We start from the raw sequence: 8,579 nt of genomic DNA on the forward strand, positions 1-8,579 counted from the left end.
GCACGATGATGGCCGACATCCACATCCACATCATCAGGCCGATGGCGGCGCCGAGCGAGCCGTAGGTTGCGCTGTAATTGGCGAAATTCGACAAATACCAGGACAATAGCGCAGAGCCCGCGATCCATAGCAGCGGGGCCACCACGGCGCCGACGGTGAGCCATGGCCATCGCGGCGGTTGCCGGCTGGGTCCGAAGCGGTAGAGCAGGGTCAGCGTCAACCACAGGATCAGGAACAGGAGTGGCCAGCGTGACAGGCCGACAATGAGCTGGCTGTCGGGTCCAAGGCCGATATGATCGAGCGCCAGCGGGAATGCAACCACCGCGGTTACCATCAAGAGCAGCGCGACGATGCCGCCGGTCGTGAAAGCGAGCGACAGCAGGTTGAGCCGGACGAAGCCGCGCTTTTCGCGTTCATCATAAGCGACATTGAGCGCGTCGATCACGGCCTTGACACCGGCATTGGCGCTCCAGAGTGCGAGCAGCAGCCCAAACAGGAAAGTCGCGCCAAGGGCGGCGTTGCCCTTGGCCAGCACGCGCCCGATCTGATCCTGCACGATCTGGAACGTACCCTCCGGCAGCATCGCAGCCAGCGTTTGCAGATTGGTGCTGATCGTGGAGGGGTTGGCGAACAGGCCGTAGCAGGAAACCAGCGCGGTGATCGCGGGAAATATCGCGAGCAGGCCGTAGAACACGACGCCGGCGGCGGTGGCGAGCAGGCGGTCTTCGCCGGTCCGCTCATAGGTCCGCCAGAGAATATCCTTCCAGCCAGCCCGAGGGATTTGCAGCGGCGTGTTGGAATGTCGTCCGCGTCCCCGTTGGCCGGCTTCGCGCGCGAAATCGCCGCGGCCTGGCGGCGTAAGCTGTGGGGCCGATTCTGTGGCTGCGTCCGCCTGCAGATGGCGCTCTGCGAGCAGGAGCAGAACTGCGCCGGCAATCAAAAGCCAGTCGGTGGTGTTATCTGACGGTCGTCGGAGCATCAGGCGCCATGTCCCGGGAGAGCCGCCGTCGCCGGGCCGCGGCAACACCAAGCAATGCGGCCATCACGATCAGCCCGATCTGCGCCGTCCTTCCGTTTGTCTTGCCGTTTGTCTTGCCGCTTGCAGCAAATTGCGGCCGCGCGGCTGGCCGGCCTGGCGGCGTGGGAGAATCCATCAGGACCGCGGCGCCGGCGTCCTTCGCCGAATCCGTCGCGGTCAGCCTGGGCGGGGCCTTGATCGCGACGCGCAGTCGGCTTGCCAGCGACGGAAACTGCCGCGGCCTTCGTTTCAGGCGGGCCGAAGCGATGCCGGCCAAGATCGCCGCCAGCACCACCAGCAGGGCGCCTGTGGCGCCGAAGGCCTGAAACAGGCCATAGTTGAGCTCGATCCAGCGAAACAGCGCGGCGATGCCAACCAGGCAGGCCGCAATGAGAAAGATGCCCGCGGCGGCGAACAGGCCGGCGGCGACCGCGTAGGAGGTGACGCTGTCCGTTGCCTGCCGCGTCCGATCGCGCAGATAGGACCGGGTGGCGAGCTTGACGTGGTTGGCCTTGAGCGCAAGCCCGGCGCGCAACAGATTGCCCGATGGCGCAAGCATGCCACATCCCTCCAGCTCTTCTGACTCCAATGGCCAAGGCAGAATGCCTCAGGCCCGGAGTGAACGTGGCTGGATTTGGAAGGTTCCGGACGGGCTGCCTCTCTCGGCGCCTGGGCGCCGGGCGGAGGTGCGGAGTTACGCCACCGCGCGGATCACCTTGCCGACCTTGTCGACGATCTCGCCGATCTGGTCCTCGCTGATGATCAAGGGCGGCGTCAGGGCCAGTGTATCGCCGGCGATGCGCAGCATCATGTCGTTGTCGTGGAACGCGTTGGTCATCGCGTCATAGCCGCGCTGGCCGACCGCGTCCGGCCGCGACGCGAGGTCGATGCCCGCGGTCAGCCCAACCGTGCGGATGTCCACCACGTTGGGAAGACCCTTCAGGGTCATCACGGCGTCGGCGAATTTCGGTTCCAGCCCCAGCGCCCGCTCGAACAGCTTTTCGTCGCGATAGATGTCGAGCGTGGCAAGCCCCGCCGCGCAGGCAATCGGATGCGCCGAATAGGTGTAGCCGTGGGTGAACTCCACCATATGCTCCGGGCCGCTCATGAAGGCGTCATGAATGGTGTCGCGCACGATCACGCCGCCCATGGGCGCTGCGCCATTGGTGATGCCCTTGGCGAAGGTCAAGAGATCCGGCAGCACGCCGTAGCGCTCGGCGGCGAAGGCATAGCCGAGCCGGCCATAGCCGGTGATCACCTCGTCGAAGATCAGCAGGATGCCGTGCTTCTGGGTGATCTCGCGCAGCCGCTTCAGATAGCCCTTCGGCGCCGGCAGCACGCCGGTCGAGCCAGCCATCGGCTCGACGATCACGGCGGCGATGGTGGAGGCGCCGTGCAGATTGACCAGGTTTTCGAGTTCGTCGGCAAAGTTCGCGCCATAGTCCGGCTCGCCCTTCGAGAACGCCTGCTTTTCGCGGTCATAAGTCGCCGGCAGATGGTCGACGCCGGCGAGCAGGGTACCGAACATCTTGCGGTTGTTGCCGATGCCGCCGACCGAGGTACCCCCGAAACCGACGCCGTGATAGCCGCGGACGCGGCCGATCAGCCGGGTGCGGGTGCCCTGGCCGTTGATCTGGTGATAGGCGAGCGCGATCTTGAGCGCGGTGTCGGCGGCCTCCGAGCCCGAATTGCAGAAGAACACGTGGTCGAGGCCGGCCGGCGCCAGATCGGCGATGCGGCTGGCAAGCTCGAAGGCCTGCGGGATGCCGAACTGGAACGGCGGCGCATAGTCCAGCGTCTCGGCCTGTCTGGCGATGGCCGACGAAATCTGGGTGCGGCCATGGCCGGCATTGGTGCACCACATGCCGGAGGCGGCGTCGATGATCTTGCGACCGTCGACGGTGATGTAGTGCATGTCCTTGGCGCCGGCGAGCAGGCGGGGCGCCTTCTTGAAGGCCCGGTTCGCGGTGAACGGCATCCAGTGCGCGGCGAGGTCATTGGGCACGTTGACGGCGGGGGCGGAGGGGCTCTTGTCAAGCATTACGGACCTCTTCGAAGCTGTGAACCGGTTGGCTGACCCGCAGGGTACCAGCTTCGCGGCAGCGCGGAAACCACGTCAGACCTGATATTTCCGCGCGGACCGGTGCATGCGAACGAATAGCTCGCGAGCTCAGCCCAAATCCGCGGCCGCGATCCAGAACACTTCGCCCTGCGACTCCTCGGTATCGAGCCAGAGCAGCGGCAGTTCGGGAAACGCCGCTTCCAGCCGTTCGCGACCGCGGCCGATCTCGCACAACAATCCGCCCTCGGCCGTCAGGTGGTCGGGCGCCTGCGCCAGGATGCGCCGGACGATGTCGAGGCCGTCGGCGCCGCCGTCGAAAGCCAGTTTCGGCTCGGCGCGGCATTCCGCCGGCAGCGCCGCCATGCCTTCGGCGTCGACATAGGGCGGATTGGTGATGATCAGGTCGTAGCGCGCCGCGCCGAGCGGCGCGACCAGGTCGCCTTGATGCAGCACCACCCGGTCTTCCAGGCCATAGGCCGCGACATTGCGGGCGGCGACCTCGAGCGCGCCCTTGGAGATGTCGACCGCATCGATCTGCGCATCGGGAAAATGCCGTGCGGCGAGGATCGCAAGACAGCCGGAGCCGGTGCAGAGGTCGAGCACCCGCTCGACCTCCGCGGGATCGTCGATCAGCGAGGTGCTGTCATCGCCGTCGACGCCGGCAAAATGCGAGTCCAGGATTTCGCCGATGAAGGAGCGCGGCACGATCACGCGCTCGTCGACATAGAAGGGCAGGCCGCGGAGATAGATTTTGTTGACCAGGTAGGCGGCCGGTTGCCGCGTGGCGACGCGGCGATGGATGAGGTCGAGAAGCATGCCGGCTTCGAGCGCTGTGACCCGCGCGGTGGCAAAACCTTCGAACTGGTCGGGGTGAAGCTGCAGGGCCTCGCAGACCAAAAACACCGCCTCGGCGACGGGATCGGTGGTGCCGTGGGCGAAGGTCAGGTCGGCCGCGTTGAAGCGGCTCACCGCGTAGCGGACGAAGTCGAGCAGGCTGAGCAACTCACCTTTGGCGATTTTCGGAAGTTTTGCTCTGGGAAGTCTTGCTTGGGCCGGTTTGCGCTTCGGGCGCCGCGTGACGCGTTTGGCCATCACGATCTGCTCCAACGCGCGGCCGCGGCGTCGTCATGGGCGTGGGCCTCGACCCACTTCGAGCTGTCGGCGCTTTCCTCGCGCTTCCAGAACGGCGCGCTGGTCTTCAGATAATCCATCAGGAATTCCGCCGCTTCGAACGCCGCCTGGCGGTGGCTCGAGGCCGTGACCACGAGCACGATGTTCTCTCCCGGCGTGATACGGCCGAAGCGGTGAATGACGGTGAGACCGCAGAGCGGCCAGCGCGCCATCGCCTCATTGGCGTGCCGCATGATCTCGGCTTCCGCCATGCCGGGATAGTGCTCGAGCGTCAGCGCCGCGATTTCGTGCTCGCCCTCGCTGCCGCGGCAGATGCCGGAAAAGCTCACCACCGCGCCGATGTCGGTGCGGCCATGGGTCAGCGCCGCGATCTCGCGGCCGGCGTCGAAATCGGCTTGCTGGATGCGGATGGTGACGATCGCGGTCATGCTGGCCCTGGCTTCTGGTTTGACGCGACCGCTACCCGTATCGCCTCAACCGCCGGTCATCGGCGGAAAGAACGCGATCTCGCGGGCGCCCGCGATCATGGCATCCGATTTGACATGGGCGTGGTCGATTGCGGCGCGGATCACCTTCGGCTTCTCGAAGGCATAGGCATAGCTGTCGCCGCGCCCCGCGAGCCAGGCGATCAGATCGTCAACGGTGTGAACGCCGGCCGGCGGCTCGACGATTTCCTCTGCCTTGCCGATCCGTTCGCGCACCCAGGCGAAATATTTCAGCCTCATGCCTCATCCTCCGCGATGAGGTGATGGATGCCGGCGCGGAAATAGTCGTAGCCGGTGTAGATCGTGAACAGCGCCGAAGCCCACAGCAACAGCAGCCCGATCTGGGTGACGACCGGCACCACCATGTCGCCGGCTTCGCCCGCGAGCAGGAAGCCGATCGCGAGCAGCTGCATGGTGGTTTTCCATTTCGCAAGCCTCGTCACGGGGACGCTGACGCGGAGCGCGGCGAGATATTCCCGCAAGCCCGACACCAGGATCTCGCGGCACAGGATGACGATGGCGGCCCACAGCGACCAGCCGTGGATGATGCCGTCGGCGGCCAGCATCAACAGGCAGGAGGCGACCAGGAGCTTATCGGCGATCGGATCGAGCATCCGGCCGAACGCCGATTGCTGGTTCCAGATCCGCGCGTAATAGCCGTCGAGATAGTCGGTGATCGCTGCGGCGATGAAGACGGCGACCGCGAGCCAGCGCAGCCACAGCGGGCCGTCCATGATCGACTGCGCATAGATGCAGCCGACCACCACGGGAATCGCGGCGATTCGCGCATAGGTCAGGATATTCGGGAGCGACAGCGGGCTTTTCGCGGTCCCCCGGCTGGTCGTGACGATGTTCATCCGTTCTACCAATACCGCTACCGCGTGAAGGTCAACCCGAGGGTATCTGATCCGAAGGACGCGACGCCCCTGTGAATTAACCAGGTGAATGCAGAAACGCTCAGTCTAGCCCGGCTGGGCATGGAAAAACTCGAAAATCTTGCGCGCGCTTTCGGCACTGACGCCCGGAACCTTGCCGAGGTCGGCGATCGAGGCCCGCTCGATCTCCTTCAGCGTGCCGAAATGATGCAGCAAGGCACGTTTGCGTGACGGGCCGATGCCGGGGATCTCCTGCAAGCCGGCTTCGCGGATATCCTTCTTGCGCAGCTTGCGGTGCGAGCCGATCACGAAACGATGGGCCTCGTCGCGCAGCCGCTGGATGAAATACAGCACCGGGTCGCGAGGCTCGAGCTTGATCGCCTCGCGGTCCGGCATGAACAGGGTCTCGCGCCCGGCATCGCGGTCCGGTCCTTTGGCGACCGCCATCAGCGCCACCTGCGTCAGCCCGAGGGTCTCGAAAATCTCACGCGCCGCATTGAGCTGGCCGCGGCCGCCGTCGATGATGACGAGGTCGGGCCATTGCGGCACCGAATCGTCCTCGACCTTGGCTTTCACCAGGTCCTTCTCCGGCGGCGCCAGCAGCCGCTTGAAGCGGCGCTGCAGCACCTCGCGCATCATCGCGTAGTCGTCGCCGGGAGCGAGGCCGTCAGACTTGATATTGAACTTGCGGTACTGGTTCTTGGTAAAGCCGTCCGGCCCGGCCACGATCATGGCGCCGACTGCGTTGGTGCCCTGGATGTGGCTGTTGTCATAGACCTCGATCCGCTTCGGGGCGTGCGGCAGTTGCAGCGTGGCGGCCAATGCCTCCAGCAGGCGGCCTTGCGTCGCGGTATCGGCGAGCTTGCGCCCCAGTGCCTCGCGGGCGTTGGTCAGCGCATGCGCGATCAGTTCCTTTTTCTCGCCCCGCTTGGGGACCGACACCTCCACTCTGTGCCCGGCCTTGACCGACAGCGCGTCGGCGAGCAGCTCGCTTTCCTCGATCGCGTGCGACAGCAGGATGAGTTTTGGCGGCGGCTTGTCGTCGTAGAATTGCGCCAGGAACGACGCCAGCACCTCCTCCGGCGTAAAGGACTTTTCCGCCCGCGGAAAATAGGCGCGGTTGCCCCAGTTCTGTCCGGTGCGGAAGAAGAACACCTCGACGCAGGAATAGCCGCCTTCCTGATGGATGGCGAACACGTCGGCTTCCTCCACCGTGCGCGGGTTGATGCCCTGCTGCGACTGGATCGCCGACAGCGCCGCGAGACGGTCGCGGTACACCGCCGCGGTCTCGAACTCCAACTCGCCTGAGGCCTTTTCCATCTCGCGCGCCAGCTCCTGCTTCACGGCATGGCTGCGGCCGGACAGAAACTCCGTCGCTTCGCGTACCAGCTCGGTGTAGCCGGGAAAGTCGACCTCGCCGGTGCAGGGTCCGGCGCAACGGCGGATCTGGTAGAGCAGGCAGGGGCGGGTGCGGCTCTCGAAGAAGCCGTCGGTGCAGGAGCGGATCAGGAAGGCGCGCTGCAGCGCGGTGATGGTGCGGTTCACCGCGCCGGCCGAGGCGAACGGCCCGAAATAGCGTCCGGGCCGGCTCTGCGCGCCGCGATGCTTGAGGATCTGCGGCGCCCAGTGGTCGCCGGTGATCAAAATATAGGGAAACGACTTGTCGTCGCGGAGCTGGACGTTGAAGCGGGGCCTGAGCTGTTTGATCAGGTTGGCCTCGAGCAGCAGCGCTTCGGTCTCGGTCGACGTCGAGACGATCTCGACGGCCACGGTGGCGGCAATCATGCGCAGGATGCGCGCCGGCTGCGGCGCGCTGGCGCGGGCGTAGGACGACAGGCGTTTGCGGACGTTTTTCGCCTTGCCGACATAGAGCACGTCGTTGGCCGCGTTGAGCATGCGATAGACGCCGGGTGAGGTCGGCGCCAGCCGCACTGCGTTCTCGATCGCGGCGTGGCCGACCGCGAGCGGACCCTCGGCGACCGCGTCGGCCCCTTCTTCCGGCAGGTCCGGCAGCCGCGATTCGTCGTCCTCCTCGCTCGCCGCAGTCGCGGGATCGATATCGGGCGGGGCCGCGTGCCGGGAGGCAGCCGCCTCGAGCGGCGGCGCGCCGGCAGGATCGGGATCGTCGGTCGTCATTGGCCTGGGCTTCATGGCGCAAATTTAAGCGTTTGGAGCGCGCGTCGCCAGCGTCAGGACGGCGGGGCGGCGTGTAACGCACAGGCTCGCGGGCCACTAACGCTTCATTAAGGACGTTAAGCAGCGGGTAACCGTCCTTAACAGGCCTTTAAGCTAAAACTCTCGATAAACCTTAGCGAAAAAAGTTGGAGTTCCGTAACCATGAGGTTCGCCCGGCAACGGCGCGGGACCCCCCGGTGACGGCAGTTGCGTGGGGAGAGTGAGATGAAAAAGTTGGTTTTGGGCGCGCTGATTGCGGCCGGCTGGACCGCATCGAGCCAGGCGGCCGACTACTACCCGCCGCGCGGTCCCTACACGGTCAACCAGCCGCTCAATGCCGACAGCTGGGCCGGTCCCTATCTGGGCGGCAATCTCGGCTATGATTGGGGCAGCGTCACCAACAACCCGACCAAGCCGTCGGGCTTCGTCGGCGGCGTCGACGGCGGCTACAATTTTCAGAACGGTTGCTGGGTCTTCGGCGTCGAGGGCGACATCGAGATGACCGGCGCGGACGACACCTTCGCGCCCTGGAAGTTCTCCAACCCCTGGTTCGGCACCGTGCGCGGCCGCGCCGGCTACGCCTTCAACAACGTGCTGTTCTATGGCACCGCCGGCCTCGCTTTCGGCGAGTTGAAGGCCGAGACGTTCGGGCTGTCGGAATCGCACGCCAGCGCCGGCTGGACCTTGGGCGTCGGCACCGAGGTCGGCCTGACGCAGAACTGGAGCGCCAAGCTCGAATATCTCTATGTCGATCTCTCGGAGAGCCCATTTGCCATTACAGGGGTGTCGAACGGCTACCGGTTCGGCGTGATTCGCGCCGGCGTGAACTATCA

The 8,579-nt window shown here is 65.6% G+C and carries 9 protein-coding genes; 1 reads left to right on the forward strand and 8 read right to left on the reverse strand.

Annotated features, from left to right (window positions below; all coding sequences use genetic code 11):
• From WCB02_RS19280 to uvrC, 8 genes are all read right to left on the reverse strand, one after another.
• A partial coding sequence (locus WCB02_RS19280; protein WP_423960456.1) for a YihY/virulence factor BrkB family protein occupies positions 1-979 on the reverse strand: 979 nt, incomplete at its 3' end.
• Complete coding sequence (locus tag WCB02_RS19285; protein WP_423960457.1) at positions 957-1,577, reverse strand: phage holin family protein; 621 nt, start codon at positions 1,575-1,577, stop codon at positions 957-959. The genes WCB02_RS19285 and WCB02_RS19280, both read right to left, overlap by 23 nt.
• 135 nt (positions 1,578-1,712) lie before the next feature.
• Complete coding sequence (locus tag WCB02_RS19290) at positions 1,713-3,059, reverse strand: aspartate aminotransferase family protein (RefSeq protein WP_423960459.1); 1,347 nt, start codon at positions 3,057-3,059, stop codon at positions 1,713-1,715.
• Between the two features lie 129 nt (positions 3,060-3,188).
• Positions 3,189-4,172, reverse strand: coding sequence for a 50S ribosomal protein L3 N(5)-glutamine methyltransferase (gene prmB / locus WCB02_RS19295; protein WP_423960460.1), 984 nt, complete (start codon positions 4,170-4,172; stop codon positions 3,189-3,191).
• Positions 4,172-4,639 (reverse strand): molybdenum cofactor biosynthesis protein MoaE, encoded by a 468-nt coding sequence (locus WCB02_RS19300; protein ID WP_423960462.1) that lies wholly within the window; start codon positions 4,637-4,639, stop codon positions 4,172-4,174. Before WCB02_RS19300 ends, prmB begins: the two co-directional genes overlap by 1 nt.
• 45 nt (positions 4,640-4,684) lie before the next feature.
• Positions 4,685-4,936, reverse strand: a complete 252-nt coding sequence (moaD, locus tag WCB02_RS19305; RefSeq protein ID WP_423960463.1) for a molybdopterin converting factor subunit 1 — start codon at positions 4,934-4,936, stop codon at positions 4,685-4,687.
• The gene (gene pgsA, locus WCB02_RS19310) at positions 4,933-5,553 is read right to left on the reverse strand and encodes a CDP-diacylglycerol--glycerol-3-phosphate 3-phosphatidyltransferase (RefSeq protein WP_423960464.1); all 621 of its coding nucleotides are present in this window, start codon (positions 5,551-5,553) and stop codon (positions 4,933-4,935) included. Before pgsA ends, moaD begins: the two co-directional genes overlap by 4 nt.
• A 105-nt stretch (positions 5,554-5,658) precedes the next feature.
• The gene (gene uvrC / locus WCB02_RS19315; RefSeq protein ID WP_423960465.1) at positions 5,659-7,722 is read right to left on the reverse strand and encodes an excinuclease ABC subunit UvrC; all 2,064 of its coding nucleotides are present in this window, start codon (positions 7,720-7,722) and stop codon (positions 5,659-5,661) included.
• Between the two features lie 249 nt (positions 7,723-7,971).
• On the opposite strand from uvrC, the gene WCB02_RS19320 reads away from it, so the two are divergent.
• On the forward strand, positions 7,972-8,579 hold a 608-nt coding region (locus WCB02_RS19320), incomplete at its 3' end, for an outer membrane protein (RefSeq protein WP_423960466.1).

This window comes from Bradyrhizobium sp. (assembly GCF_049581145.1).
Classification (GTDB): domain Bacteria; phylum Pseudomonadota; class Alphaproteobacteria; order Rhizobiales; family Xanthobacteraceae; genus Bradyrhizobium.

Bases quoted from the DNA above. Each gene is read 5' to 3' on its own strand.
- WCB02_RS19285 (WP_423960457.1), bottom strand. From the start codon at position 1,577: ATGCTTGCGCCATCGGGCAATCTGTTGCGCGCCGGGCTTGCGCTCAAG.
- WCB02_RS19290 (WP_423960459.1), bottom strand. From the start codon at position 3,059: ATGCTTGACAAGAGCCCCTCCGCCCCCGCCGTCAACGTGCCCAATGAC.
- prmB (WP_423960460.1), bottom strand. From the start codon at position 4,172: ATGGCCAAACGCGTCACGCGGCGCCCGAAGCGCAAACCGGCCCAAGCA.
- WCB02_RS19300 (WP_423960462.1), bottom strand. From the start codon at position 4,639: ATGACCGCGATCGTCACCATCCGCATCCAGCAAGCCGATTTCGACGCC.
- moaD (WP_423960463.1), bottom strand. From the start codon at position 4,936: ATGAGGCTGAAATATTTCGCCTGGGTGCGCGAACGGATCGGCAAGGCA.
- pgsA (WP_423960464.1), bottom strand. From the start codon at position 5,553: ATGAACATCGTCACGACCAGCCGGGGGACCGCGAAAAGCCCGCTGTCG.
- uvrC (WP_423960465.1), bottom strand. From the start codon at position 7,722: ATGAAGCCCAGGCCAATGACGACCGACGATCCCGATCCTGCCGGCGCG.